This is a genomic window from Nocardia sputi (assembly GCF_023501985.1).
Window position 1 is genome coordinate 188,696 of sequence record NZ_JAMFLC010000004.1, and the last position, 25,865, is coordinate 214,560.

The following is a 25,865-nucleotide window of genomic DNA, read 5'->3' on the forward strand; positions in this document are numbered from 1 at the left end:
GCCTTCCATTCGAATCGCAGGGAGGCGCAGGGGTATGGATGCGAGCAGCGAGCGGGGATTGTATGCGGCGGGAGTGGCCGAGCTGGAACGTATAGCGGCGTATCTGAGAGACGAGTCGACGCCGCTACGTGGCTTGCCGACGGAAACGCCCGGCGCGTCGGCGATCGGGTTGCGGTGCGTATCGGGTGCGGAGGCGGCGAGCGATCAGACCGCCATCGAGGCGCTGGCGCGTCGGCATGGCTATAGGTTGGCTCACACATATGTGACTGCACCGCAGACGGTCTCGTCGGTCGTTGTGGCCGCTGTGCTGGAAATGGTGCATGTGGCGCGGGCGGGTGCGGTGATCGTTCCGGGATGGCGCATCTGGGCGGGTCGGTCCCGGCCGAGTTCGCGCGGGTGTGCGCCGTGATCGGCCCGGCCGGGTCTCCGCGCCCGGAGGAGCCCGACGTCCACCTGTCGGTGTACCTGCACGATCAGCGCATGGACTTTGCGGCCTGCCTGACCGCCGCCGTGGTGTTCGTGCAGGAATGGAACACCCACCACCGCCCCGACGCGGTAACTGTGCTGCCCGGCGACACGACCGGGCTCCCACGCTTGCCCTGCGAACGGCTCTACCTCGAACCTTGACCAGGTGATGAACCGGCGTCCCGCCGCCCGTCACATCCTCGGGATGCGGCGGGCGGCGGCCGGTCGCTACGAGACGACCGGCAGATAGACCGCGTTGCCTTTGTCGGCGAACTCGGCGGACTTCGCCGCCATACCGGCCTCCAGCGCCTCGGTCTCGGTCAGTCCCTGACGCGCGGCGTACTCGCGCACGTCCGCCGAGATCCGCATCGAGCAGAACTTCGGGCCGCACATGGAGCAGAAGTGCGCGGTCTTGGCAGGTTCGGCGGGCAGCGTCTCGTCGTGGTACTCGCGGGCGGTGTCCGGGTCCAGCGACAGCGCGAACTGATCACGCCAGCGGAACTCGAAACGTGCCTTGGACAGCGCGTCGTCGCGCTCCTGTGCGTGCGGATGCCCCTTGGCGAGGTCGGCGGCGTGCGCGGCGATCTTGTAGGTGATCACGCCCACTTTCACGTCGTCGCGGTTGGGCAGGCCGAGATGCTCTTTCGGCGTGACGTAGCAGAGCATGGCGGTGCCCGCCTGGGCGATGATGGCGGCCCCGATGGCCGAGGTGATGTGGTCGTAGGCGGGCGCGATGTCGGTGGCGAGCGGGCCGAGGGTGTAGAACGGCGCCTCCTCGCACAACTCTTCCTCGAGCCGGACGTTCTCCACGATCTTGTGCATCGGCACATGGCCGGGGCCCTCGATCATCACCTGTACGCCATAAGATTTCGCGATCTTGGTCAGCTCGCCGAGGGTGCGCAGCTCGGCGAACTGCGCCTCGTCGTTGGCATCGGCGATGGAGCCGGGCCGCAGGCCGTCACCGAGGGAGAAGGTGACGTCGTAGCGCGCCAGGATCTCGCAGAGTTCCTCGAAGTGCGTGTACAGGAACGATTCCTGGTGATGCGCCAGGCACCACGCCGCCATGATCGACCCGCCGCGCGAGACGATGCCGGTCACCCGTTTGGCGGTCAGCGGGACGTAGCGCAGCAGCACGCCGGCGTGCACGGTCATGTAGTCCACGCCCTGCTCACACTGCTCGATCACGGTGTCGCGGTAGATCTCCCAGGTGAGCGCGGTCGGATCGCCGTTCACCTTCTCCAGCGCCTGGTAGATCGGCACGGTGCCGACCGGGACGGGGGAGTTGCGCAGGATCCACTCGCGCGTCTCGTGGATGTTCTTGCCGGTGGACAGGTCCATGATGGTGTCCGCGCCCCAGCGGGTCGCCCACACCATCTTCTCCACTTCCTCGGCGATCGAGGACGAGACCGCCGAGTTGCCGATGTTGGCGTTGATCTTGACCAGGAATTTCTTGCCGATGATGGTGGGCTCGAGTTCCGGGTGCCGGTGGTTGGCCGGGATCACCGCGCGGCCCGCGGCCACTTCCTCGCGCACCAGCTCCGGTGAGACGCCCTCGCGCGCGGCGATGAAGCGCATCTCCGGCGTGATGATGCCTTCCCGGGCCCAGGCGAGCTGGGTGCGCGGCCCCGCCCCCTCGGGCTTGGTCCAGGTATCGCGCAGCTTCGGTAGACCGTTCTCCAGATCGATCGTCGCCGTCTCGTCGGTATACGGGCCGGAGGTGTCGTAGACGTCGAAGTGCTCTCCGTTGGTCAGGTTGACCCGGCGCACCGGAATGCGCAGGTCGTCGACTTCGAGATAGTGCTTGACGCTGCCCTCGATGGGGCCGGTGGTGACGCTGTCGACAGGTGCGGATGCGCCGTCGGACGCAGCGGCGGGTGCCATATTGTTCCTCCCTACGCCGGCATTACCCGGTCAGGTTCATACGGTCGACGGCCCTGACGCCTCTCGGCTAGCCGTCCTCTCAGCCCGCTGGTGCGAGCCCCCGTTGGGTGTGAAATTGTCCCGCCCGACCATACCCGGCCCGGTTCGACGAGCGCCCGGCGATTCGGCAGGATCGACTGAACCGCCAGGGAGCCGGGGCAGCGCTCGTGCGGGCCGTGGGTGATCCGAGACGCCGAATGTCGTGTCGACGCTCGGGTTACGAACCTTCCGCCGTTTCGGGGGTGGCCGAATGGCCGGGCAAACCGTGGGTGCGCCGCGATTCCTTCATCTCGGCTTCGTAGAGATGGCGGCGGCCGCCGAGCAGTTCCTCCCGGGTGGCCCGTTCGATACCGCGGAACACGTCGTAGTAATTGTCGTCGTAATCCTCGACGATCTGGAACGTCCAGCGCCCGGCCAGGACGTTGCGCCCGATCAGCTCGGTCGATATGCGGTCGGCGATGTGGGCGTGGCCCGCCGCGCGGAACATCTCCACCGCCTCGTCCAGCGCCAGGTCGGCGCCGCCGGTCAGCTGATGGAAGGCGTACAGGTGGCCGCGGGCGCGTTCGACGGTCTCCAGCGCTTCGGAGAGTTTGCCGGTCGCGGCGACGGTGGCGTCGTCGACGCCGTCGGGGCGGCGGTGCAGCACGTCCGGGCGATCGGTCATGACCTCGCTCCTTGTCTGGCGTATGGGGCCGTAGCCGCGGCGTACCCCGATGCCTTGGTGCTCAAGCACCGGCAGGTTGCTGCGGCCCCGCGCGGCGCGCCGGATCCTCGAGTGGATCTGCCGGCGCGCCCACGCCGGAACGCGTCAGCGGGCGTTGGCGGAACCGCTGGAGAGGGCCGAGATGAGTTGGACGAGCAGGTAAGCCAAGGGCGAGCTGCAAGTCGGTGGCTGGCTGGAGGTGCAGCCCCCCGAGCCGGTCGATGACGATCCGGAATCGGCGACCGGCGCCGGGGCGGCGGTGGCGATCGCGGGGGCGAGTTGCGCGGGGAGCAGCAGGGCACCGGCGACGGCGATTCCGGCTAGTGAGCTGCGGGGCGGATGCGGCCGGTGACCTCGCCCAATCCGATCCGGGTCGTGCCCGGTCCGGGAGCCTGCGCCGTGATGGTGACTTCGTCGCCGTCTTCCAAGAAGGTGCGTTGCCGGTCGTTCACCAGGACCGGACGGCTGCCGCCCCACGACAACTCGATGAACGAGCCCCGCTGGTCGGGTGCGGGGCCGGAGATGGTGCCGGAGGCGTACAGATCGCCGGTGCGGGTGGACGCGCCGTTCGAGGTGAGATGGGCGAGCATCTGCGCCGGTGACCAGTACATCCGGGCGTAGGGCGGGTACGCGACCGGCTGTCGGTTCCACGCCACGGTGAGATCGATGTCCAGCCCCCAGTGCTCGGTTCCCCGCAGGTAGGGCAGCGGCTCGGGCGACTGCTCGGGCAGCGGGATCCGCGCGGCCTCGAAAGCGGCCAGCGGGGTGATCCACGGCGACATCGATGTCGCGAACGACTTGCCGACGAACGGGCCGAGCGGCTGGTACTCCCAGGCCTGGATGTCGCGCGCGGACCAGTCGTTGACCAGCGCGACGCCGAAAACCCGTTCGGCGAACTCATCGATCCCGACCGGGACGCCGAGCCGCGAGCCGACACCGATCACGAAGCCGAGTTCCGCCTCGATGTCCAGCCGCCGTGACGGTCCGAAATCCGGTGTGCCGGACTCGGTCCTGCGCTGACCGCACGGCCGTGCCACCTCGGTGCCGGAGACCACGACGGTCCCCGCACGCCCGTGGTAGCCGACCGGCAAGTGGCGCCAATTCGGCAGCAGCGGGTCACCGTCCGGCCGGAAGAGGCGGCCGAGGTTCGTCGCGTGATCGATGCTCGCGTAGAAGTCAACGTAATCGCCGATTCGCACGGGCAGCCGCAGTTCCACTCGGTCCAGGTGGTGTACCGCGGCGCTGTCGATCTCACCGCCCACGGATTCACGAATCCGATCGCGTACCTCGCGCCAGCGTGCGGGGCCCTGCGCCAGGAAAGCATTCAGATTCGGCGCGGCGAACACCGGATCATCGAGGAGCACAGCCAGATCGATGACGTATTCGCCGAGCCGGACGCCCACCCGAGGGGCGCTGCCGGCCGGTGCGAACACTCCATAAGGCAGGTTGTCCGGACCGAACAAGGACTCCGGGGGTACCTCGAGCTCGGTCCTCACTCGGGGCTCCGCCCGGACCAGGTCCACGCATAGGCCGGGTCCTCGCAGGCCAAGGCGCCTTCACCGAGTTCCAGCGGGCGGAAGGTGTCGACCATGACGGCCAGCTCGTCGAAGTACTCCACGCCGATGCTGTTCTCGTAGGCGCCGGGCTGTGGCCCGTGGGCGTAGCCGCCGGGGTGCACCGACACCGAGCCCTGGGTGATACCCGATCCTTTCCGCGCCGCGTAGTCCCCGCCGCAGTAGAACATGACCTCGTCGGAATCGACGTTGGAGTGGTAGTACGGCACCGGGATCGATCGCGGGTGGTAGTCCACCTTGCGCGGAACGAAGTTGCAGACGACGAAGTTGCCGCCCTCGAATGCCTGGTGCACGGGGGGCGGTTGATGGATGCGGCCGGTGATGGGTTCGAAATCGGCGATATTGAACGTCCACGGATACAGGCAGCCGTCCCAGCCGACCACGTCGAACGGATGGGTGGCGTAGACCATCCGGGTGCCGACGATCTCTCCACCGGGGCGGTGCTTGACGAGCACCTCCACCTCCGCGCCGGATTCGGTGATCGTCTCGGTCGGTCCGTGCAGGTCGCGCTCGCAATACGGGGCATGCTCGAGCAACTGGCCGAACTTCGACAGGTAGCGTTTCGGCGGCGTGATGTGCCCGGTCGCCTCGATCACATATGCCCGTAACGGGTCCGGGCCGGTAGGCCGCCAGCGATGGGTCGTGGCACGCGGGATGAGCACCTGATCGCCTTGCCGCGCGGGCAGCGCGCCGAATACCGTGTCGACCACCGCGGTGCCGGATTCCACGTACACCAGCTCGTCGCCGATCGCGTTGCGGTACAGCGGCGATTCGTTCTCGGCGACGACGTAGGAGATGCGCACGTCCGCGTTGCCGAGCAGCAGGCGCCGCCCGGTGACCGGGTCGGTCTCCGCCGCAACGTCGCCGGGGAACAGGGCGTGCAGGCGCAGATGCCGATGGCGTAGCGGATGATTCGGCGTCGTCCGCTGATCGGGCAGTTCCCACACTGTCGAGTCGACCAGTGCCGGTGGCAGGCCGCGGTGATAGAGCAGCGAGGAGTCGCCGGAGAAGCCCTCCTCGCCCATCAGCTCCTCGTAGTAGAGCCGGCCCCGCTCGTCACGATGCTGGGTGTGCCGCTTCGGCGGCACCGCACCCACTTGCCGATAGAACGCCATGACCGTTCCTCCGCCAGCCGGTGGTCGGATAGTTGATCACCATCGTAGTGACCGGGCCGGGCGAGGGCAGCGGAAACGCAGCCTGACAATCAGGCGTTGCGCAGGGCGCGGTAGACCGCCGCGCCGACGAACGCGCCGAGATCCGCCGGTGTCCAGCCCTGCTGGTCCGCGAGCAGCGCGCGCACCGCCCCTTCGCCCGCGGACACCCACTGCTCCACCAGCACGGGCAGCTTGCGCTCGGCGTCCGCGGTGCCCCAGGCGCGCAGCGTCGGCCGCAACAGTTTCGTACAGCGCTCGATGACGAGCGCGCGGCCGCGACCGAACGAATTCGCCACCGCGGGATCGGGATTGCCGTAGACCAGCCGCCAGGCTTCGGGCCGGATCGCGGCCTTCGTCAGCAGGGCGCGGAACCCCTCGACGAACACGGTCTCGTCCGCGTTCACGGGGCGCGGCGTGACCACCTCGAGCACGCCGCTGACCAGGTAGCCCTCCTCGCGCTGGATCAGTGCCTCGATCAGCTCCACGCGATCGGCGAAGCAGGCGTAGACCACCGGCCTGGTCACGTTCATGCGCTCCGCGATCGCGGCCATGGTGACCGCGGCGATGCCGTCCTCCACGGCGATGGCGAGCGCGGTGTCGAGCACCTGCGGGCGGCGGCGCTCCGGGCCGAGGTGTTGCGCACGTTGCCGTGGCCCCACGGCCGCGTCGTTGTTCATTCCGCCCAACCTGGCGCCGGTCGTCCGGCTCCCGCTGCGGCGGGGGAAGGGCGGCTGCGCCGGGCGGGTCACGAGTGCCCGGGGCCGTCGGCGAACTCGGCGATCACCGGAGCGTGATCGCTGGCGCCCTTGCCTTTTCGCGCCTCGCGATCGACCATCGCGTCCGTCGCGGTGGCGGCCAGCGCGGGGGAGGCGAGGATGAAATCGATGCGCATCCCTTCTTTCCTCGGAAAGCGCAACTGGGTGTAGTCCCAGTAGGTGTAGACGCCCGGCCCGGGCGCGAACGGACGCATGACGTCCGCGTAGCCGGCGTCCACGACGGCCTGGAAAGCGTCGCGTTCGGGCTGCGAAGTGTGCGTTTTGTCGGCGAAGTACTCCACAGACCACACATCGTCGTCGGTCGGCGCGATGTTCCAGTCGCCCACCAGCGCGATCTTGGCCTGCGGGTCCTCGGCCAACCAGCGCGCGCCGTTGTCGCGCAGCGCGGCAAGCCATTCCAGCTTGTAGGTGTAGTGCGGATCGCCCAGCGTGCGGCCGTTGGGCACGTACAGGCTCCATACCCGCACGCCACCGCAGGTGGCCCCGATCGCGCGCGACTCGACCACCGGCGTGCTGATCAGAGATTCTTCCGCGTCCTTGTCGAAGCCCGGCTGGTCCGGGAAGGCGAACTCGACGTCGGTCAGACCGACCCGGGAGACGATCGCCACCCCGTTCCACTGATTGATCCCGAGGTGGGCCACTTCGTAGCCGAGCTCGTCGAAGCGCTCGAACGGGAACTGGTCGTCGCGGCACTTGGTCTCTTGGAGGGCCAGCACGTCGATGTCCTGGCGGTCCAGCCAGTCCGCGACGCGGTCGAGCCGGGAGCGGATCGAGTTGACATTCCAGGTGGCGAGACGCACTGCGGACTTCCTTCGCACGGGGTGACAGGTCTGTTCTACCGCAGGCCGCCGGGCCCGGCGAGGGGTTCGGGCGCGGCGTAGCGGTAGGCGTGGTGTTCGACGAATCCCAGTTCGCGGTACATCGCGCGGGCCGGCTCGTTGGTGGCTTCCACCTGGAGATAGGCGTGCGTCGCGCCGCGTTCGCGGCCCCAGCGCACCAGTTCGGCGCAGACCAGCGAGCCGAGCCCGTGCCTGCGGTGCGCGGCCGCGACGGCCACGCAGGTAAGCCCGACCCACCGGCGTCCGTCCGGGGCGGTGGTGAGCGCGCCGCGGCCGATCGCGATGGGACGCGGCAGGCCCAGCGAGGCGAAGCCGAGTTCGCCGTCCAGGACCGCGGTCAGCACCTCGGGAACCGGCGCGGGGGCGGGCACCGCCTGCGCGGCCGGGGCCTCGCCGCCATAGCGGTGCATCTCCAGCCAGTCGGCGTCGGGGGCGGGCGCGATCCGCACCATCGACGGACCCCGCGGCAGGACGAAATTGTCGATGTCGAGTGCCAGCATGAGCGTCTCCCGCCAGCTGTGCCAGCCGGGCGGCGTCGGTGCCAGCCGGTCGGGCAGCGCGAGCTGCAAGGGCAGGCCGTGCGCGGTGTACCACTCGCCGATCCGGTGCAGCGTCTCCGCGGACACGACGGCGGGGCTGCCGAAGTTGCCCAGCGGCACAGCGGAGTTCGCTCGGCCGGTGTAGCCGTGGCCCGCGCGCACCAACCACCCGTCGATCCAGCTGTGCTCGACACCGGGCCAGGCGTAGGCGGCCGCGGCCTCGAGCGCGCGGATCTCCTTCGTGCGAATCGGTCTGGGGCCGATGGCTTTCAACGCGACCACCCGGTCCGGCGCCACCGAGACGACCTGGCCGTCGGCGCCGCGCACGGTGGGCGGATCCAGCGAGAGAAGTTCGCCGATCACGTCGGTCAGCGGTTGGGGATAACCCGCGGGCAGTTGATAGCGCAGCACCACGCGGCGGCCGAGCGGAATATCGGGCAGGCCGGCGGCGGGGTCAGTCGTCATGCCCGAACGGGTCGGGATCGGTGCCGGGCAGCCAGCTCAAACCCGGTGTGCCCCAGCCGTTGCGCTTGATCGCCTTCTTGGCGGCCCGCGCGTTGCGGCCGAGCAGCACGTCCACGTACAGGAACCCGTCCAAATGCCCGACCTCGTGCTGGAGCATCCGAGCGAAGAAGCCCTTGCCCTCCACCTCGACCGGCTGCCCGTGCTCATCGGTGCCGGTCACCTTGGCCCATTCGGCGCGGCCGGTGGGGAACTGCTCGCCGGGCACCGACAGGCAGCCCTCCTCGTCGTCGTCCGGGTCCGGCATGGTCTCCGGGATCTGCGAGGTCTCCAGCACCGGGTTGATCACCGCCCCGCGACGCCGGGTCGCGGTGCCGTCCGGGCCGAGGTCGGGGCAGTCGTAGACGAACAGGCGCAGCCCGACGCCGACCTGGTTGGCCGCGAGCCCGACGCCGTGCGCCGCGTCGAGCGTGTCGTACATATCCGCGATGAGCGGGGCCAATTCCTCCGGCGATTGGGTGACCCGCGCGGTCGGGTTGTGCAGAACCGGGTCGCCGACGATCACGATCGGGAGGATTGCCATATGCCGATTATTGCCGTGGGTGCCACGTCACAGCGCCTCGGGTACCGCCGCTACCGGCCGGTAGGGAACACGCCGCGCCGCGGACCGGGCGATTCCCGGTGCGCGTGGTTGAATGTTCCGCGACGTACAAGCACCATTTTCGTCTGGTGGTCACTCGGCGAGGGAGCGAGATGGACGGCGCAGCGGCACGGGATCTTTCCGCGATCCAGGACGACCCTTCCGCAAGCGCGGATGCCACGGCGGGGCACACTGCGGCCGAGCAGGCCGACGGCGACGGGCTGAGCCGTCGCGACCTCGACATCCTGGCCTTCGAGCGCCAGTGGTGGAAGTACGCCGGGGCGAAGGAAGAGGCCATCCGCGAGCTGTTCGCCATGTCGCCGACCCGGTACTACCAGGTGCTGAACGCGGTGGTCGACCGGCCGGAAGCGCTGGCCGCCGATCCGATGCTGGTCAAGCGGCTGCGCAGGCTGCGCGCGAGCAGGCAGAAGGCGCGCGCGGCGCGGCGGCTGGGATTCCAGGTCTGACCCGGCGATGCGGACCCGGACCCGCCCGGTGCGACTAGGCTCGCGAGGGTGAGCTACCCGAATCCCACCTCCGGTGGGCCACCGTTGCGCGCCCTGGCGATGGTGCTGATCGCGTTGGCCATCGTTTTCGCCGGTCTCGGGGCGATGTCGCTGTCGAATTCCGATGCCGACACCGACGCCTCGGGAACCAGCGAATCGCCGACCACCAGCGCGACCGCCGCGCCCCAGGTACCGGCGAGCACCACCGCGCCCAAGGCGCCCACCTCGGCCGCGTCCTCGTCCACCGCGCGGGCGACCGTGACGTCGACTCCCGCGGCGGCCACCTCCACGGCAGCCCGTTCGGTGCCGGTGCGCGTGCTCAACAACAGCATGGTGGCCGGGCTCGCCGCCAAGACGGCCGATCAGCTCTCGGCAAGTGGGTGGACGATCGCGGGAACCGGCAACTATCCCGGCGCCAATATCGCGAAAACCACGGTGTACTACGGCAATTCGCCCGGCGACAAGGAGGCGGCGCAGGCCGTCGCGGACGAACTCGACGCATCCGTGGAGCCGAAGTCGGCCGGGATCGGGGACACCGGGCCGGGTGTAACGGTGATCGTCACGGGTAACTGACCCGTGTGGTCGCCGTTCGCGCGCACGCAGCGGTGAAGGTCAGGTGAGGGCGTGCCGCCCTGTCGGGGGCGCGACACGGCGGCCGTGGCATCATCTTGTCCGGTAACGAACGTGTCCACCCAGCTTTACTCGTAAACTCGGTACTCGTAAAGGAGTTCCCCGATGGCCCCGTCCCCAACTCGACGCCCGTCCTGGCGGACTGTGACCCCGGTGCTCGCGGTCGCGGTCTTCGGCCTCGCCGCCTGCTCGAACAGCCAGGAGTCGAGTGACGTCCAGGGAACGCCCCCGCCGGTGTGGACCGGGTCCCCCGCTCCGGCCGGACAGTCGAGCACCGAGCACGGCACGCCGCACACCGCTCCGGGGGTGACCGTGCAGCTGAAGGACCCCTCGGGCGCCTCGATCGGCACCGCGAACTTCGCCGAGGAGGGCGAGCACCTGCAGGTCACGGTCGAGGTCCGCGGACTGCGTCCCGGCTTCCACGGCATGCATGTGCACCAGGTCGGCAAGTGCGAGCCCAACTCGGTCGCGCCGACCGGAGGCCCGGCGGGCGACTTCCTGTCCGCCGGTGGTCACCTCCAGGTCGGCAGCGCCAACACCCACCCGGCCAGCGGTGACCTGACATCGTTGGAGGTGCGCTCCGACGGCGCCGCCAAGCTGGTCACCACCACCGATTCGGTGACCCTGGACGAGGTGAAGGGCAAGGCCCTGATCATCCACGCCGACGCCGACAACTTCGGCAACATTCCCAACCGTTACGTCCGTGCCGATGGCGTCGCGGGCCCCGACGACACGACCCTAGCGACGGGCGACGCGGGTGGCCGTGTCGCCTGTGGCGTGATCCAGTAGCGCGGGTGGCATATGGCCGGGGCAGGAATCGAGCACGTTCCCTTCGAAGGTTCGCCCCGGCCCACCATCGGGGTCGAATGGGAGATCGCCTTGGTGGACAAGGTGACCCGCGATCTGTCGAATACCGCTGCGGCGGTCTTCGATTCGCTCGGTGACCTGCGCGCCCACGACGGCACGCAGCAGGTGACCAAGGAGCTGTTGCGCAATACCGTGGAACTCGTCACCGGCGTGCACGAGACCGTCGGCGCGGCGGTGGAGGATCTGACCGGCACCATGAACACGGTGCGGCGCGCGGGCGACCCGCTCGGCGTCGACGTGTTCTGCGCGGGCACCCATCCGTTCGCGCAGTGGTCGGCTCAGCAGCTGACCCGGTCGGAGCACTACGACGAGCTGATCGACCGCACGCAGTGGTGGGGCAGGCAGATGATGATCTGGGGCGTGCACGTGCACGTCGGAGTCTCCCACCGCGACAAGGTGTTCCCGATCCTCAACTCGTTGCTGCTGTCGTATCCGCATCTGCTCGCGTTGTCGGCGTCCTCGCCGATGTGGTCCGGATCGGACACCGGCTACGCCAGCAACCGAACGCTGATGTTCCAGCAGCTGCCGACCGCGGGCCTGCCGTTCCAGTTCGAGAACTGGACCCAGTTCGAGCATTTCGTGCACGATCAGATCAAGACCGGCGTCTTCACACAGCTCGGCGGCATGCACTGGGACATCCGTCCGGCGCCGAAGTGGGGCACCATCGAGGTGCGGGTGTGTGACGGGATCTCCACGCGCGCCGAGCTCGCCGCGATGGCCGCGCTCATCCACTGCCTGATCGTCGACCTGGATCGCCGCGTCGAGAACGGCGAGGACCTGCCCACCCTGCCTCCGTGGCATGTGCAGGAGAACAAGTGGCGGGCAGCCCGTTACGGGCTGGACGCGATCATCATCACCGACTCCGACAGCAATGAGCGGTTGGTCACCGACGACCTGAACGATCTGCTGAACCGGCTGGAACCGACGGCGGCGCGGCTGAACTGCGCGGACGAGCTCGCGCTGGTCGCCGAGATCCCCAAGCGCGGGGCCTCTTATCAGCGTCAACGCCGAGTTGCCGCGGCGTCGCAGGGCGATTTGGTCGCGGTGGTGGACGCGCTGGTCGAGGAGCTGAAACAGTAGCGTCCGGCCGCGGACAGGTCGGTTGCTGTTCAGCTGGCCAGGGGGACGCAGTTCACCCCCCGTTTACTATGGTCGGATGCTAGTCGAAGACCCGGGTTCCAAAGCAGGAAGAGCGGTATCGAGCCGCCGCGTGCCACAGACCCGGGTTCGGGTCACCGCGGCGGTGGCCGCGGTGCCGGTGCTGCTGATCGTGTTGCAGGTCGTCGCCACCTGGCAGGGGTTCGAAGGCCCGCTGGAGAGTTTGGCGCGGGACTACGTCGGCACACCCAAATCCATGTCGGTGCCCTGGGCCGGGTTGGTCCTTGCGCTGGTGGGCATCTCGGCCCGCAGGCGGCTGGTCGCTGTCGGCATCGCGGTGTCCGTCGACGTGGTGTGGGCGGGGGCCCGCTTGCTGGCGGGCGAGCCGTTCGCGATAGGCAACGGCCCGGTGATCGTGCTGACCGGCTTGGCGCTGGTGGCCTGGCTGCGCTGGCCGGGCGCCGAACGACGCGCCGCGCTGCACGCGGCCGCGCTGGGCGCGCTGCTCATCCTGGCCACCAAGGTCGGCGACGTGTGGCTGCACGTCACCGTCATCGGCAGGCCGACGGTGCTCGACGAGTACGTGATGCTGGCCGACCACGCGCTGGGCGATCCGTCGTGGGTGCTCGGCCGTGCGGTCGACGCGCTCGGCCCAGTGGTCTACGCGGTGTTGCACTGGGTCTATATCGAGTTGCCGGTGGCGGCGATCGTCGTGGCGGTGTGGCAGCTGCGCCGCGTGATGTCGTCGGGCCGCTGGCCGTCGCACTACCTGGTGCGGACCTTTCTGGTGCTGGGGTTGATCGGCCCTGTGGTGTATGTCCTGTTCCCGGTCGTCGGGCCGATGTTCGCGTACGGACCGGACGGCGACGGGCTGCAACTGGGCAACTACTGGCCGGGCGTGGTGCCGCCGATCGACCGGACTCCGATGCCGCTGCCGTTCGACGCCGCGATTCCACGCAATTGCATGCCCTCCATGCACACGGCCTGGGCGCTGTCGGTGTTCCTGCACACCCGTCGCGACAGCGACGGCGAGCCCGCGCCGGCCTGGCTGCGCTGGGGTGGTGCGTTCTGGCTGCTGGCCACTCTGGCCGCCACCCTGGGTTTCGGATACCACTACGGCGTCGACCTGGTCGCGGGCGCGGTGCTGTGCCTGACCGTCGAGTCGGCGCTGCGCGAGCCGGAGCGCGGCTGGGGATGGTTCCGGGTCCGGCTGGTCGCCTCCGGTGCGGTCGTGCTGGCCGTGCTGTTGCTGTCCTACCGGTACCTCGCCGTGCCCATGGCCGAGTACCCGGTGTTCGCGGGCACGGTCGTGCTCGGGCTGCTGGCCGGACTCGCCGCGGCATTCCACGCGACGTGGTTCGCGACCGTGCGGCAGCCGCGGCAGGCCGAGCGGGAAGTCGAGCCCGTCGCGAGCTGAGACCGGTACCGGTTCACGCTCCGAGATCGGCGGTGGCGCGGAAATCGCTGGGCCGGATACCCCGATGGCGCTTGAACGCCGCACTGAAACCGAAAGCGTCCGCATAACCGACGGCCTTCGCCACCTGCGCCACGGTGAGACTCCGGTCGACCAGTAGTTCCTCCGCCTCATCCATCCGGCATTCGGTGAGATACGCCAGCGGTGACTGTCCCATGACCTCGGAGAACCGCCGTGCGAACAGCGCCCGCGATACCCCCGCCTCGGCGGCCAGTGACGCGACCGTCCAACCGGCGGCCGGCTTTCCGTGCATGGCCTCCAACGCCGGCCCGACCACCGGATCGGCCGACCCGCGGTACCAACCCGGCGCGGCAGCGTCCAGCCCCTCGAACCAGTCGCGCAGCGTGCACACCAGCGCCCAGTCGAGCAGCCGGTCCATCATCGCCTGCGCTCCGGCCGGACGCCGGGCCGCATCCACGGCGATCGACTCCATCCACGCGCACACCTCGACATCGTCGGTCACGACCAGGACGGGTGGTATAGCACTCAGCAGCCGTTCGTGGCGCCGGCCGGACGCGCGGTAGGCGCCGACGATCAGAGCGGTCTCACCGGCGGGGCTGTTTCCCCAGCGACCGCCGTCCAGCACGGGATCGCATTTCGCGTCCGGCGCGAAACAGGCGACCTCGTATTCCTCGTGCGGTAGGCGGACAGTATCCGCGCTGTCGACGAGGACGAAGGGTTCCGGGCCGCGCACGATCGCGGTGTCCCCTACCGTGATCCGACGCTCGAGACCGCCCGGCAGCAGCAGTGTTCCCCCACCGCGCAGGACGGTGACCATGGTCAGCGGCGCTTCGTCGGCGAACCGGATGCTCCACGGTGCTTCCAAAACCGCGGTGGTGAGCACGGCTCCCTCGGCACGGATACCGCCCAGCAGTTTGCTCAATGGGTCCACACCGTCGATGGTAGACGAACTCCTATCGAATGTAGATCTTTACCCATAGATCGTCCATTGTCCGGAGTGTGGAATGGGACCAGACCGCACAAACCGACTCGTCCGGAACTCCGGACTCACATGGGAGGCCCCCGTGCAGCACAACCCGACCGTGGACACCACGACCACCCGCACCGCGCTGGTTGTCGTCGCTCACCCCCGGCCCGATTCGCTGACCGCCCATATCGCTGAACTGACCACCCGGCGGCTCACCGCGGCCGGCTACCGGATCGACCTGCTGGACCTGCACGCCGAGAACTTCGATCCCCGGATGACCGCCGCCGACCTCCCGGACTGGGGCAATCGGGAGAAGACCTACTCTCCGGAAGCCGAGAGCCATATGCGGCGCATCCGCGCCGCCGACGTGATCGTCGCCGTGTTCCCGGTGTACTGGATGCAGGTCCCGGCGATCCTGAAGGGCTGGATCGATCGGGTGTGGAACTACGGATTCGCCTACGGCCGCAGCAAGCCCCGGCTCGCGGGCAAGCGGATGCTGTGGCTGGGCCTGGCGGGAGCGGCAGACGACGACGCGGTCGTCGAACTCATGCAGGATGCCCTGAGCGCGCAACTCAACGACGGTGTCGCCTACTACTGCGGCCTCGCACAGTCGTCGGTGGGGCTGTTGGCCGGCGCGGAGGAAAAGCGGCAGCGTCTGGACGCCGCGGGCAATCTGCTGTTCGATGAAGCCCTCACCGGCGCGGTCCGTGAAGCCCACTATGCGGGCTTCGAGAACCGGGCGCTGGGCTTCGTCGACGATTTCCTCGCCGCCGACCGGGTTCCGGCCTGACCACTGACGGGTTACCTCTACCTGCCGCACTCCGCATCGCCGCCACCAACCAATGGATCCGACACCGGTGAGGGTGGGCAAGGCCCGCCCTCACCGACTTCGAGACCCGAGCTAGTCGATGTCGTCGTCGCGCATCTCGTTGATGCGCAACAGCCCGTCGCGGTGGCGCTGCTCGCGATAGGCGGTGCGGCCGATGAGATGGGCGATCACCGGTGCGGTGAGCAGGGTGAACAGCCCGACCAGCGCCAGCGCCCAGACGTTGCCGTGCCCGCGTAGCTGGATCGCGGCGCCCGCGAGCACCAGGATCAGCCCGATGACCTGCGGCTTGGTGGCGGCGTGCATCCGGGTCAGCGTGTCGGGGAAGCGCACGATGCCGACCGCGGCGGTCAGCGCGAGCGTCGAGCCGAACAGGATCAAGGTGCCCGCGAGCACATGCCACAGATTCATTTGTCGTCCCGCACCCGGAATCGGGACACCGCGGCCGAGCCCAGGAACCCGACCAGCGCCAGCGCGACGATCGCGGGCACCACGGTGGTGTCGGCGCTGTAAGCCGCCCACACGGCCAGTCCGGAGGCCGCGATGGCCATCAGCGAGTCGACACCGACCACCCGGTCCAAAGTGCTCGGCCCCATGACGACGCGGTAAGTGGTGAGCAGCGCGGCCGCGGTCAGGATGACGGCGGCGACCACGGCGACCACGGTCACTATGTCGCCTCCGGAGGCTCGACCGGTCGGGAGTACGGCCATCCCGTCGAGCGCTCGAACGCTTCGATCAGCAGTCGTTCCAGCCGCCGGGTGGTCCGGTAGAACTTGTCGACGGCTGCGTCGCTGCCGACGTCGAGGACGTGGACGTAGACCACACAGCGCCCGCGGTCGATCTCCAGCACCATGGTGCCGGGAATCAGGTTCAGCAGATCGCTCCACAACACCAGCACCAAGTCCGATCGCGTGCGGGCGTACACGCGCAGCACCCCGGACACCGGCATCGGGGCGGGCCGGATCGCGAGCCAGGCGACCTGGAGACTCGATTCCACCGCGTAATAAGCGCTCACCACGACCAATTCGAGGAGCGGAAACGGATTCAGCCGGCCGGACACCGGCACTCGCGGCAGCGGCAGCGCCACCATGATCAGTGCGGCGATCACCAGTCCGCCCAACAGGTTCGCGGTGCTGAGATCACCCCACAGGGCGAGCCACACCAGGGTGAGCCAGACCAGGATGCCGACCCGGACGACAGTGTCGCGCGCCCTGCCGCGCCCGGTCTGCTCGACGCTCATCGCGGACCTCCTCGATCGCCGGGCGTATCACCCAGCACCGCACCGATGTACACGCCGGGGTCGCGCAGGTCGAGCGCGGCCCGGTCGGCGATCGCGAGGATCGGACCGGCCAGCACCGTCAGGCACAGACCGGCCAGCACGAGCGCCGCGGTGGACAACACCATCAGCGGCGGCATCCGGCCTGGATCGGTGCGCTCGTCGTAGTGCACGTCGGTCGTTTCCTCGATCAGCGTCGGCGGCCTCGCCGCGGTGAGATGGCCCTCGGGCGCGTCCTCGCGCGGTCGCCAGAACGCTTTGCTCCATACCCGTGCGACGGTATAGAGGGTGAGCAGGCTGGTGAGCACGGCGCCGCCGACCAGCATCCAGGCCAGCACGCTGCCCCGCTCGGCGCCCGCCTGCAACAGCGCGACCTTGCCGACGAACCCGGAGAACGGCGGAATGCCACCGAGATTCAAGGCGGGGATCAGGAACAGCACGGCCAGCAGCGGGCTGGCCGCGGCCAGCCCGCCCAATCTGCGCAGCGAAGTGGATCCGGCTTGCCGTTCGATCAGGCCCGCCACCAGAAACAGCGCGGTCTGCACCAGAATGTGGTGCGCCACATAGAACACCGCGCCCGACAGTCCGGCCGCATTGGCCAGTCCGACCCCGAACACCATGTAGCCGATGTGACTGACCAGCGTGAACGACAGCAGACGGCGGATGTCGCTCTGCGCGATGGCGCCGAGGATGCCTACGAGCATGGTGAGCAGGCCGCACACCAGCAGCACCGAGTCGAAGCCGCCGTCGGGGAACAACAGCGAGTGCGTCCGGATGATGGCGTACACACCGACTTTGGTGAGCAGACCGGCGAACACTGCGGTGACGGGGGCCGGGGCGGACGGATAGGAGTCGGGCAGCCAGTTCGACAGCGGGAACACGGCCGCCTTGATGCCGAACGCCACCAGCAGCACCGCGAAGATCGCCGTGCGTGTGCCCTCCGGCACGTCGCCGAACCGGACGGCGAGCTGGGCCAGGTTCAGCGTTCCGGTGGCCGCGTAGGCCAGGCCGATGCCGGTGAGGAAGATCAGCGACGACACCATCGAAACCATCACGTAGGCCACGCCCGCCCGGATGCGTTCGGTGGTCGCACCTACGGTGAGCAGGACGAACGACGCCGCGAGCAGGATTTCGAAGCCCACGAAGAGGTTGAACAGGTCACCGGCCAGGAAGGCGGCGCAGACACCGGCGGTCAGCACCAGATACGTGGGGCGGTAGATCGAGGTGGGCTGTCGCTCGTCGCCGTCGCGGATGTTCTGGCCCGCGCCGTACAGCGCGACCGACAGCAGCACCACCGACGAGACCAGCAGCATCGCCGCCGAGAGCCGGTCGACCACCAGCGTGATGCCGATCGGGGCCGCCCAGCCGCCGACCTGCAACGCGGTGGTGCCGTCCCGATCGGCCAGGTACAGCAGCAGACCGCAGATCACCACGACACCGGCGAGCGCGGCGACGATGACCACGCTCTGGACGCGGGGCCTGCGGCCGAACACGAGCGTGGCCGCGGCGCCGAGCAGCGGAACGAGCACCGGCAGCGGCGCGAGAATCGGCAGCAGGCCGGGGGACAGGTTCACGTCTCCGGGTCCTCTCCGGCGCGCCGCCGTGCGACATCCGCGTCTTCCTGGTCGTCGGCGACGTCGTCGCTGGTGGTGAGCGTGTAGGCGCGGTAGGCCAGGGCGAGAACGAATGCCGCGATGCCCATGGTGATCACGATCGCGGTGAGCACCATCGCCTGGGCGAGCGGGTCGGCCATCTCGTCGACGTCCGCCTCGCCGCGGATGGGCGGTTTGCCGTCGCCGCCGCCCGCGGTGAGGATCAGCAGGTTCACCGCGTTGCCGAACAGGATCAGCCCGAGCAGCATCTTCGACACGGCGCGTTCCAGGATCAGATACACCCCGCACGCGACCAGGATGCCGATTACCACCAGCAGTGTCAGATTGACGGTCATGTGCCGGGGTCGCCTTTCGCCGAGGGGTTCTCGGCGTCGGCCAGTTCGCTGTCGAGCCGCGCGCCCAGGCTGCGCAGCACATCCAGCACCAGGCCGACCACGATGAGATAGACCCCGAGATCGAACAACAGAGCGGTGACCACCTTGACGTGGCCGACAACCGGTAGCGACACCTCGAAGATCGCCGAGGACAGCGGGGGCGCGCCGAGCAGCAGCGACGAAACGGCCGTGCCCGCGGCCAAGGTGAGACCCGCGCCCAGGACGTGACCCGCGTCGACGGGCAGCGCCTCGCCCAATTCGTAGCGGCCACCCGCGAGATACCGCAGGGTCAGCGCGAGTCCAGCGGTGAGCCCACCGGCGAATCCACCGCCGGGTGCGTTGTGGCCGGAGAAGAAGAAGTAGACCGACAGCACCATGATGGTCGGGAACACCAGCCGCGTGGTGATCTGCAGGACCATCGACCGTTCGGCCCGGTCGACCAGACGGCCCGCGGGCAGCCAGCTCACCAGTTCCGGGTCGTAGTCGGGGGAGTCCGTCGCGCGCGGCGCGCTGCCGAAACGCCTGCTGCGGAACACCAGTGAGGCGACGCCGGTAGCGGCGACGACGAGCACCGAGATCTCGCCGAGGGTGTCCCACGCCCGCAGGTCGACGAGCAGGACGTTGACGGCGTTCTTGCCGCCGCCGAACTCGTAGGCGGCATCGGGAATCCGGGGCCAGACGGGTTCGGCGGTGCGGGCCGCGACGGCGAAACCGGCCAGCACCGCGACCGCCGTTCCCGTCCCCACCGCCAGGATCGCCCTGCGCACCTTGAACGCGGCCCTGCGGCGGGCCTCGATCCGCGCGGGGAAAGCGCGCAGGACGAGGACGAAGATCACCAGGGTCAGCGTCTCCACCAGGAATTGGGTCAGCGCGAGGTCGGGCGCCCCGTGCAGCGCGAAGATCACCCCGCAGCCGTACCCGGTCACCCCCACGACCAGCACGCTGGCCAAGCGGTTGCGCAGCACCGTCGCGGCGATCGCGGTCACCGCCATGATCGCGCCGATGGCCGCTTGCAGCGGCGAATCCCACAGGCGCGGCGTCACGCCGGTGCGGGCGCCGAGGGCGAGCAGGACGGTCGGCAGGATGATCAGCGTGACCAGGATCGTCGCCTGGGTCAGCGGCAACGACCCGCGCTGCACGGCGCCGGTCATCCGCAGCGAGAGGGTGTCCATCGCGCGCAGCGTGGCGTCGTAGGCGCGGTCGGCGTTGCCCAGGCGGGGCTGCGCGGATTCGGGGAAGCGGTCGCGCAGCCGGAACAGCAGGACGCCCACGGTGACGATCAGCACCGTCAACGCCAGCGGCGGGGTGAATCCGTGCCACAGCGCCAGAGGGGGAAACGCGGGGCCGGTCAGCGTTTCGGCGTAGGGGCGCAGCCGTGCGTCCAGCCAGGACGGTGCGAGACCTGCCACCAGGCTCGCGACGGCGAGGATCACCGGTGCCGCCACGAAGACAGCGCCCGGCGCGTGCCAGCGAAAACTGCTTACCGCCTCCGGCCGACCCCCGATGACGGGTACGTCGCTGGGCTGGTGGGCCATGGATGCGGCGCGAGGAGCGGCCCGCGGCTCGTTGCCTTTGTCCGCGAAAGCTCCCCAGATGAACCGGATGCTGTAGCCGACTGTCAGCATCGAGCCGAGCACGATTCCGGCGAGCACCGCGCCGCGAGCCCAGGCGGGGAGCACACCGGCGTCCAGTACGGCGCTCAGGGCGCTCTCTTTCCCCACGAACCCGAGCAGCGGTGGGATGCCCGCCATACTGAGCGCGGCGAGGATCGCGGTGCCGCACAGCACCGGAGCACGGCGGCCGAGACCCGACAGCCGCCGCAGATCGCGGGTCCCCGCACCGTGATCGATGATCCCGACCACCAGGAACAGGCACGCCTTGAACAGCGCGTGCGCGACGAGCAGGGTGACTCCGGCCAGTGCGGCGCCGGGCGTGCCGATGCCGACCAGCACGATCAGGAAGCCCAGCTGGCTGACCGTGCCGAAGGCCAGCACCAGTTTCAGATCCACCACTTGCAGTGCTCGCAGCCCGGCCAGCAGCATCGACGCCAGGCCGAGGGTGAGCACCAGCGGATGCCACACCGGGTTCTGCGCGAACACCGGTGCGAGCCGGGCGACCAGGTACACACCGGCCTTCACCATCGCCGCGGCGTGCAGGTACGCGCTCACCGGTGTCGGCGCGGCCATCGCGCCGGGCAGCCAGAAATGCAGTGGTACCACAGCGGATTTGGTGAGCGCGCCCACCAGCACCAACGCCACCGCGATCTCGACCGCCACCCCGCTCGGGGAATGTGCTCCCGACATCAGGTCCGAGAGCAGATAGCTGCCGGTCACCGTGCCGAGCACGACGATGCCGGCCAGCATCGCCAATCCGCCCGCGCCGGTCACCAGCAGCGCCTGGATCGCGGCTCTGCGGCCGGCCGCCTGTTCGGCGTTGTGGCCGATCAGCAGGAACGACAGCACTGTCGTCGCTTCCCAGAACACGTAGAGCAAGAGCATGTTGTCGCTGGTGACCAGGCCGAACATCGCCCCGGCGAACGCCACCAGCTGGGCGGCGAACACTTCCAGCCGCGGCTCGTCGTCCTGGAAGTACCTGGCGCAGTAGACCAGCACCAGCGCCCCGATGCCCAGCACGAGCGCGCACAGGACGGCCGCGAGGGTGTCGAAGCGCAGGTCGACGTTCAGCGCGACGCTCGGCGCCCAAGCCAGCCGAACGCGCTGCGGAACGGACCAATTCGCGATCACCCAGCCGAGACAGCCGAGCGGGACCAAAGCCAGCAGGTAGAAAGCGTTGCGCCCCAGTGCCCGCACCCACAGCGGAGCCGACAAGGCGGCTGCGGCATGGACGAGCAGGATTGCGAGCAAACTCACTCCGTCGAGTAGGGGCGGCGGGGTGTTCGGGACAATCCTACGTAAACCCTGCATTTTTCGCGGACGGGGCAAGTATGGCGTCCGCCATCGGTTCGAAGCGGGGCTATATGTCCGCTAATGATTCGCTCTCGAGTTGCCCTTTCGCCTGCGACTTGCTGCGCGGCCGGAGTTTGCGCAGCATGACGAGGCCGATCGCGCTGCCGACGACGATGGCCAGCGCGGTGCGGCCGGGCGTCGCGTCGTGGATCGCCACGTCCTCGCGCCAGTCTTTGAACTTGTCCGGCATCACCGACACCGCCGAGGGAAGGTAGAGAGCGCTGATCGCCAGGACACCGCTGGGCGCGTACTGCGGTCGCGTCGTACCGCAGCAGTAACCAGCGGTCAACGCGATGACGCCGCTGATGACGGCGAAGGCGACGGTGCCCGCGGACGTGGAGGTGACGATGGCGAATACCGCGATGCCCGCCAGCAGCAGGATGGCGATGGCCGTCGAGGGCACACGGGCGCCGATGGCCACGCCAGCCGCGGTCAACGCGATCAGCACCGCGGAGGTCCACCCGGGACGGACCGCGTAACCCACGGCGTCGACCGCCGCGGTGAGGCTGACGGCCAGGTACACGCCGGTGCCGTCGCGTCCGGGCAGCAGCATCGCCGCGGCGGTCGCGCTGACGATCGTCGCGGCGACGACGATCCCGATCTCGACCGCGTGACCCTCCGCGGGAAGTTTGCTGTATTGCCGGCCCAGCCATTCGGTGCCGGCCAGCACCACCAGCGCGAGCACCATGGCGGCGAGGATCGGCGCCACCGGCAGCGCGATCGCCATCCGCGACGTCTTCGGCTCCTCGGTGCGCCGCCAGTTGTGCATGGTGCTGATCATCAGCATGGCCAGCGCCGCGGCGATCATCCAGCGCGTCGGGGTCTCCAGCACCGCGTACGGATCCGCGGTGATGTCCAGCAGGGCCGCGAGATCGCCGAAGCCGAAGATTCCGACCCCGCCGACCGCGAACGCCGCGCCGGGCAGGGGTCGGCGCAGCACCACCGCGCCCAGCCCGCCGAGCAGCACCGCGGCGCACACCGCGTCGATGTAGTTCTGCGTGGTCAGCATCTCGGCCGTGGACCCCCGCCGTCCGGCGAAGTGGTTGATCAGCTGCGCCAGCGCGGCGGCCGTCGCCGTCGCCCACCCGGTCAGCGGCCGCTTGGTGGTGGTGACCAGCACGGCCACCGTCACGGCGACGATCATCCCCAGCGCGGCGCCGCGGGGCACGCTGTTGAGCAGGCCCGCGATCCGGTACGACGAGGCCTGACCTTGCGTGCCGACGCTGACGGGCAGGAACAGCGTGACGCCCGCGACCGCGGCTCCCGTGAAGGCCGTGGTCGCGTCGAGAATGTCGCCGACCCTGCGCACGGTTGTCGAACATACCCGTGGTTCGCGCGCGATCTTGTGATTGCCGACAAATTGCCCGTAACGGGGCGATTTGCGCGGCCTATCCTCGATCCAGGGCGTAGCGGCGCAGCGCGTCGACTTGCGACGGGTCGAGCGATGGCCGCACCACGGTTTGGGCGGCCTGCACGTCATCCGCGGTGACGTCGGCCGCTTGCATGTCCCGGCGCATCGCCGTGAGCGCGGCCTCGCGCAGCAGCGCGGCGCAGTCGGCCGCTGAGTAGCCGTCCAATTGCTGTGCGAGGGCTTCGAGGTCGACGTCGTCGGCCAGCGGCACCGCGCGGCCCGCCGTGCGCAGGATCTCCCTGCGGGCGGCGGCATCCGGGGGCGGCACGAAGACCAGCCGTTCCAACCTGCCCGGCCGCAGCAACGCCGGGTCGATCAGATCGGGGCGGTTGGTCGCGCCGAGAACCACTACGTCGCGCAGCGGTTCCACGCCGTCGAGCTCGGTGAGCAGAGCCGCGACCACTCGGTCGCCGACGCTGGCGTCGGCGCTCTGGCCGCGGCGGGGGGCCAGCGCGTCCACCTCGTCCAGGAAGATCAGCGAGGGCGCCGAATCGCGCGCTCGCTGGAACAGCTCGCGCACCGCCCGCTCCGACGAACCGACCCACCGGTCCAACAGCTCGGCGCCCTTGACCGCGTGCACGCTGAGCTGACCGGTCCCCGCCAGCGCGCGCACCAGGAAAGTCTTGCCGCAGCCGGGCGGGCCGTAGAGCAGCACCCCGCGCGGCGGTTCGATGCCGAGGCGGGCGAAGGAGTCCGGGTGCCGCAGCGGCCACAGCACCGCCTCGGTCAACGCCTGCTTGGTCTCCACCATGTCGCCGACGTCGTGCAGACCCAGGCTGCCGATGGCGAGTTCCTCCATGCCCGAGCGCGACAGCGGCCGGATGACCTCCAGCGCGCCGAGCAGGTCCGGCTGGGTGAGCTGCGGTTCGCCGTGCTCCCTGGCCCGCGACGCCGCGCGCAGCGCCGCCTCCCGGCACAGCGCCGCGAGATCGGAGGCCACGAAGCCCGGCGTGCGCGCGGCGACCTCGTCGAGTTTCAGCTCCGCGGTCGGCACCTTGCGCAGCAGCTGTTCCAGCAGCTGCTTGCGCACGGCGGCGGTGGGCAGCGGCAGCGCGAGTTCGCGGTCGCACAGGTCGGGCGCCCGCAGTCGCTGGTCGATTCCGGTGGGGTGCGCCGTGGTCGCGAGGAACGCGACGCAGGGTTCGGCGATCGCGGCGCGCAATTGGTCGAGGATGAGCGTGGCGACCGGCTCGGCATCCGCGGGCAGCAGCGCGTCGATGTCGGTGATCAGCAGGACGCCGCCCTGGCCGCAGCCGATGTCGGCCACCGCCTCGGCGACTTCGCGCAGCCGTGCGCCGCTCTCGGCCGCACCGATGGTGGGACCGTCGAGTTCCACGACGCGCCGCGGCGACGCGACCGCCCGGGCCAGAGTGGCTTTGCCGACGCCGGCCGGGCCGGTGATCAGCACGCCGAGATGAGGTCGTGCGCCGAGCGTGCGCAGCAGTTCGGGCTCGTCCAAGGCGAGACTGAGCCATTCGTCGAGCTTCGCGGCTTGGCCGCGCACTCCCGGCAGGTCATCGACCGAGATGCTCGGCGTGGTGTCCCTGGCCGCCGCGGTCCGCCCGGTCGCGACGCCGTTGTTGCCCGCCGCCGTGCCGAAGACGGCGGCTTCGGTGGCGCCGCGCGAGGCCTCGCCAACCGGGATCGGGGTCCCGGCCGAGGCCAGATCGGCGGCGTACCGCGCGGCGACCGCTCCCGCGCCCCAGACCACCGCGGTATTCGGCTGCACGCTCACCGGCCCGCGCGGATCGGTGGCGGTGACGGTGAGCAACTCCGTGGTCCACGCGATCCCGAAGGTGCGCGACAGCGCCAAGGTGGCGGCCGTGGAGCTGATGTCGGGTCCGAGGTCGCGCGGCAGCAAGGAGACCGCGTCGCCGACCGTGACGACCTTCCCGAGCAGCGCCTGCCGCAGTGTCGCGGCCGGGATCGTGCGGGTGGCGTGCACCGAGCCGCTCACCGCGATCTGTTTCGCGCCGTAGACGGTCGCGGGGGAGACCACCACCGTCGAATCCTCGCGCAGTCCGGCGTTGGACAGCGTGACGTCATCGAGCAGGGCGACCCCGGCGGGCGTTCCCTGGCGAGCGACGCCGACCACAGCGGCCGTGCGTCGTGAGCCGACCAGCATGATTCCGTCCCACTCCCGCAACCCCAGCGCGGTCAGCGCTTCCGGATGCAGTCGGACCACCCCCCGCCGGGCGTCGGCGGCCGAGGGATTCAGGCGGGCGGTGAGTGCCAGTTCTGCCACTGTGCCATTCTGCCGCGCGCCCCCGCCCTCGGTCACGGTCCGTCGTCTCGGTATGGCCGCGGACCGCGATCTACCGGCTACTTCCGCACGATTCCGGCGGCCACCGCGACCGAGGTGTCGGCGACGCTCGGCGACAGGCACACCAGCTTGGCCGTGCCCAGCGCGACGTTCGGACTGCCGTCGAACGGGCCACCCGGGTTTTCCGCCAGGATCTGCTCGATCAGCGCCTTCTCCGCGTCGGTGTCCAGCTTCCGGAACTCACCGCAGGTGGTGCTGGAGGCGGGACCGAGGGAGGAGTCGCTGTCCTTCGTCGTGGCCGGGGTGTCGGTCGGCGCCGAATCGCTCGTCGTCGCGGCGTCGGGAGCGGTCGTGGTGCGCGTGGCCGGGGCGGAGATCGTCGCGCTCAGGGAACTCTGGCGCGATGCGTTCGCGTCGCTGGACTCGTCCGCTCCGCCGCAGCCTGCCAGCAGGAAACCCACCGTCCCGACAGCCAGGACGATGGTGGAAATTCGTTTCATACCGTGCTTTCCCGGGTGGATCGTGGCGCCGGAAGGCCCGGCGTTCGCAGCAGCGTACCGG

26 protein-coding genes are annotated in these 25,865 nt (G+C 69.7%); 7 read left to right on the top strand and 19 right to left on the bottom strand.

The features are described from left to right. The first annotated feature begins 354 nt into the window (after nucleotides 1-354). A complete protein-coding gene (locus M8859_RS07920; protein ID WP_195069655.1) occupies nucleotides 355-627 on the top strand; it encodes a hypothetical protein in 273 nt (90 codons plus the stop codon). Nucleotides 628-693: 66 nt separating this feature from the next. Here the strand turns inward: M8859_RS07920 and thiC are convergent, their stop codons facing one another. From thiC to M8859_RS07960, 8 genes are all read right to left on the bottom strand, one after another. After that, nucleotides 694-2,346: a phosphomethylpyrimidine synthase ThiC gene (thiC, locus tag M8859_RS07925; protein WP_249644060.1), complete on the bottom strand. Its 1,653-nt coding sequence runs from the start codon at nucleotides 2,344-2,346 to the stop codon at nucleotides 694-696. Nucleotides 2,347-2,602: 256 nt separating this feature from the next. Further along, nucleotides 2,603-3,049, bottom strand: a complete 447-nt coding sequence (locus M8859_RS07930; protein WP_159921866.1) for a hypothetical protein — start codon at nucleotides 3,047-3,049, stop codon at nucleotides 2,603-2,605. 359 nt (nucleotides 3,050-3,408) lie between these two features. Further along, nucleotides 3,409-4,584, bottom strand: coding sequence for a fumarylacetoacetase (fahA, locus tag M8859_RS07935; protein WP_195069654.1), 1,176 nt, complete (start codon nucleotides 4,582-4,584; stop codon nucleotides 3,409-3,411). Next, on the bottom strand, nucleotides 4,581-5,777 hold the full coding sequence (locus M8859_RS07940) for a homogentisate 1,2-dioxygenase (protein WP_195069653.1): 1,197 nt from the start codon (nucleotides 5,775-5,777) through the stop codon (nucleotides 4,581-4,583). Before M8859_RS07940 ends, fahA begins: the two co-directional genes overlap by 4 nt. Before the next feature lie 89 nt (nucleotides 5,778-5,866). After that, nucleotides 5,867-6,493, bottom strand: coding sequence for a TetR/AcrR family transcriptional regulator (locus M8859_RS07945; RefSeq protein ID WP_159921860.1), 627 nt, complete (start codon nucleotides 6,491-6,493; stop codon nucleotides 5,867-5,869). Between the two features lie 68 nt (nucleotides 6,494-6,561). Further along, the gene (locus M8859_RS07950; RefSeq protein WP_159921858.1) at nucleotides 6,562-7,392 is read right to left on the bottom strand and encodes an exodeoxyribonuclease III; all 831 of its coding nucleotides are present in this window, start codon (nucleotides 7,390-7,392) and stop codon (nucleotides 6,562-6,564) included. A gap of 35 nt (nucleotides 7,393-7,427) precedes the next feature. Beyond that, a complete protein-coding gene (locus tag M8859_RS07955) occupies nucleotides 7,428-8,435 on the bottom strand; it encodes an N-acetylglutamate synthase, CG3035 family (protein WP_159921856.1) in 1,008 nt (335 codons plus the stop codon). Continuing rightward, the gene (locus M8859_RS07960) at nucleotides 8,425-9,015 is read right to left on the bottom strand and encodes a peptide deformylase (RefSeq protein WP_159921854.1); all 591 of its coding nucleotides are present in this window, start codon (nucleotides 9,013-9,015) and stop codon (nucleotides 8,425-8,427) included. Before M8859_RS07960 ends, M8859_RS07955 begins: the two co-directional genes overlap by 11 nt. 170 nt (nucleotides 9,016-9,185) lie before the next feature. On the opposite strand from M8859_RS07960, the gene napA reads away from it, so the two are divergent. Continuing rightward, nucleotides 9,186-9,539: a nucleoid-associated protein NapA gene (napA, locus tag M8859_RS07965; protein WP_195069652.1), complete on the top strand. Its 354-nt coding sequence runs from the start codon at nucleotides 9,186-9,188 to the stop codon at nucleotides 9,537-9,539. A gap of 53 nt (nucleotides 9,540-9,592) precedes the next feature. Here the strand turns inward: napA and M8859_RS37580 are convergent, their stop codons facing one another. Next, a complete protein-coding gene (locus M8859_RS37580; protein ID WP_321209589.1) occupies nucleotides 9,593-9,901 on the bottom strand; it encodes a hypothetical protein in 309 nt (102 codons plus the stop codon). On the opposite strand from M8859_RS37580, the gene M8859_RS37585 reads away from it, so the two are divergent. The 4 genes from M8859_RS37585 (at nucleotide 9,894) to M8859_RS07985 (ending at nucleotide 13,590) form a co-directional block, all read left to right on the top strand. Beyond that, nucleotides 9,894-10,151 carry a LytR C-terminal domain-containing protein gene (locus tag M8859_RS37585; protein WP_321209588.1) on the top strand — a complete coding sequence of 86 codons (258 nt, stop codon included), beginning with the start codon at nucleotides 9,894-9,896 and terminating at the stop codon, nucleotides 10,149-10,151. The genes M8859_RS37580 and M8859_RS37585 overlap by 8 nt on opposite strands. A gap of 162 nt (nucleotides 10,152-10,313) precedes the next feature. After that, nucleotides 10,314-10,997 carry a superoxide dismutase[Cu-Zn] gene (sodC, locus tag M8859_RS07975; RefSeq protein ID WP_159921848.1) on the top strand — a complete coding sequence of 228 codons (684 nt, stop codon included), beginning with the start codon at nucleotides 10,314-10,316 and terminating at the stop codon, nucleotides 10,995-10,997. Between the two features lie 12 nt (nucleotides 10,998-11,009). Beyond that, nucleotides 11,010-12,155, top strand: coding sequence for a glutamate--cysteine ligase (locus M8859_RS07980; protein WP_159921846.1), 1,146 nt, complete (start codon nucleotides 11,010-11,012; stop codon nucleotides 12,153-12,155). 76 nt (nucleotides 12,156-12,231) lie between these two features. Then, nucleotides 12,232-13,590, top strand: a complete 1,359-nt coding sequence (locus tag M8859_RS07985; protein ID WP_159921844.1) for a phosphatase PAP2 family protein — start codon at nucleotides 12,232-12,234, stop codon at nucleotides 13,588-13,590. A gap of 13 nt (nucleotides 13,591-13,603) precedes the next feature. On the opposite strand, the gene M8859_RS07990 is transcribed toward M8859_RS07985, so the two are convergent. Continuing rightward, complete coding sequence (locus M8859_RS07990) at nucleotides 13,604-14,539, bottom strand: AraC family transcriptional regulator (RefSeq protein ID WP_249644061.1); 936 nt, start codon at nucleotides 14,537-14,539, stop codon at nucleotides 13,604-13,606. 133 nt (nucleotides 14,540-14,672) lie between these two features. Between M8859_RS07990 and M8859_RS07995 the strand changes: the two genes are divergently transcribed. Next, on the top strand, nucleotides 14,673-15,365 hold the full coding sequence (locus M8859_RS07995) for an NAD(P)H oxidoreductase (RefSeq protein ID WP_236565328.1): 693 nt from the start codon (nucleotides 14,673-14,675) through the stop codon (nucleotides 15,363-15,365). 111 nt (nucleotides 15,366-15,476) lie between these two features. Here M8859_RS07995 and mnhG read toward each other — a convergent pair whose 3' ends face one another. The 9 genes from mnhG to M8859_RS08040 all read right to left on the bottom strand — a co-directional run bounded on the left by mnhG (nucleotide 15,477) and on the right by M8859_RS08040 (nucleotide 25,804). After that, nucleotides 15,477-15,812 carry a monovalent cation/H(+) antiporter subunit G gene (mnhG, locus tag M8859_RS08000; RefSeq protein ID WP_159921840.1) on the bottom strand — a complete coding sequence of 112 codons (336 nt, stop codon included), beginning with the start codon at nucleotides 15,810-15,812 and terminating at the stop codon, nucleotides 15,477-15,479. Next, nucleotides 15,809-16,069 (bottom strand): monovalent cation/H+ antiporter complex subunit F, encoded by a 261-nt coding sequence (locus M8859_RS08005; RefSeq protein WP_159921838.1) that lies wholly within the window; start codon nucleotides 16,067-16,069, stop codon nucleotides 15,809-15,811. The genes mnhG and M8859_RS08005 overlap by 4 nt, the downstream gene beginning before the upstream one ends. Then, nucleotides 16,069-16,641 (bottom strand): Na+/H+ antiporter subunit E, encoded by a 573-nt coding sequence (locus M8859_RS08010; protein ID WP_195069651.1) that lies wholly within the window; start codon nucleotides 16,639-16,641, stop codon nucleotides 16,069-16,071. The genes M8859_RS08005 and M8859_RS08010 overlap by 1 nt, the downstream gene beginning before the upstream one ends. Continuing rightward, entirely contained in the window at nucleotides 16,638-18,251 is a 1,614-nt protein-coding gene (locus M8859_RS08015) for a Na+/H+ antiporter subunit D (RefSeq protein WP_159921825.1), read from the bottom strand. The genes M8859_RS08010 and M8859_RS08015 overlap by 4 nt, the downstream gene beginning before the upstream one ends. After that, a complete protein-coding gene (locus M8859_RS08020) occupies nucleotides 18,248-18,625 on the bottom strand; it encodes a Na(+)/H(+) antiporter subunit C (RefSeq protein WP_159921823.1) in 378 nt (125 codons plus the stop codon). Before M8859_RS08020 ends, M8859_RS08015 begins: the two co-directional genes overlap by 4 nt. Next, nucleotides 18,622-21,528 carry a Na+/H+ antiporter subunit A gene (locus M8859_RS08025; RefSeq protein WP_159922128.1) on the bottom strand — a complete coding sequence of 969 codons (2,907 nt, stop codon included), beginning with the start codon at nucleotides 21,526-21,528 and terminating at the stop codon, nucleotides 18,622-18,624. Before M8859_RS08025 ends, M8859_RS08020 begins: the two co-directional genes overlap by 4 nt. Nucleotides 21,529-21,637: 109 nt before the next feature. Continuing rightward, nucleotides 21,638-22,939 (bottom strand): hypothetical protein, encoded by a 1,302-nt coding sequence (locus M8859_RS08030; RefSeq protein ID WP_159921821.1) that lies wholly within the window; start codon nucleotides 22,937-22,939, stop codon nucleotides 21,638-21,640. 79 nt (nucleotides 22,940-23,018) lie between these two features. Next, nucleotides 23,019-25,286, bottom strand: a complete 2,268-nt coding sequence (locus M8859_RS08035) for an AAA family ATPase (RefSeq protein WP_249644062.1) — start codon at nucleotides 25,284-25,286, stop codon at nucleotides 23,019-23,021. Between the two features lie 77 nt (nucleotides 25,287-25,363). Next, nucleotides 25,364-25,804, bottom strand: coding sequence for a hypothetical protein (locus M8859_RS08040; protein ID WP_159921817.1), 441 nt, complete (start codon nucleotides 25,802-25,804; stop codon nucleotides 25,364-25,366). Nucleotides 25,805-25,865 lie beyond the last annotated feature (61 nt).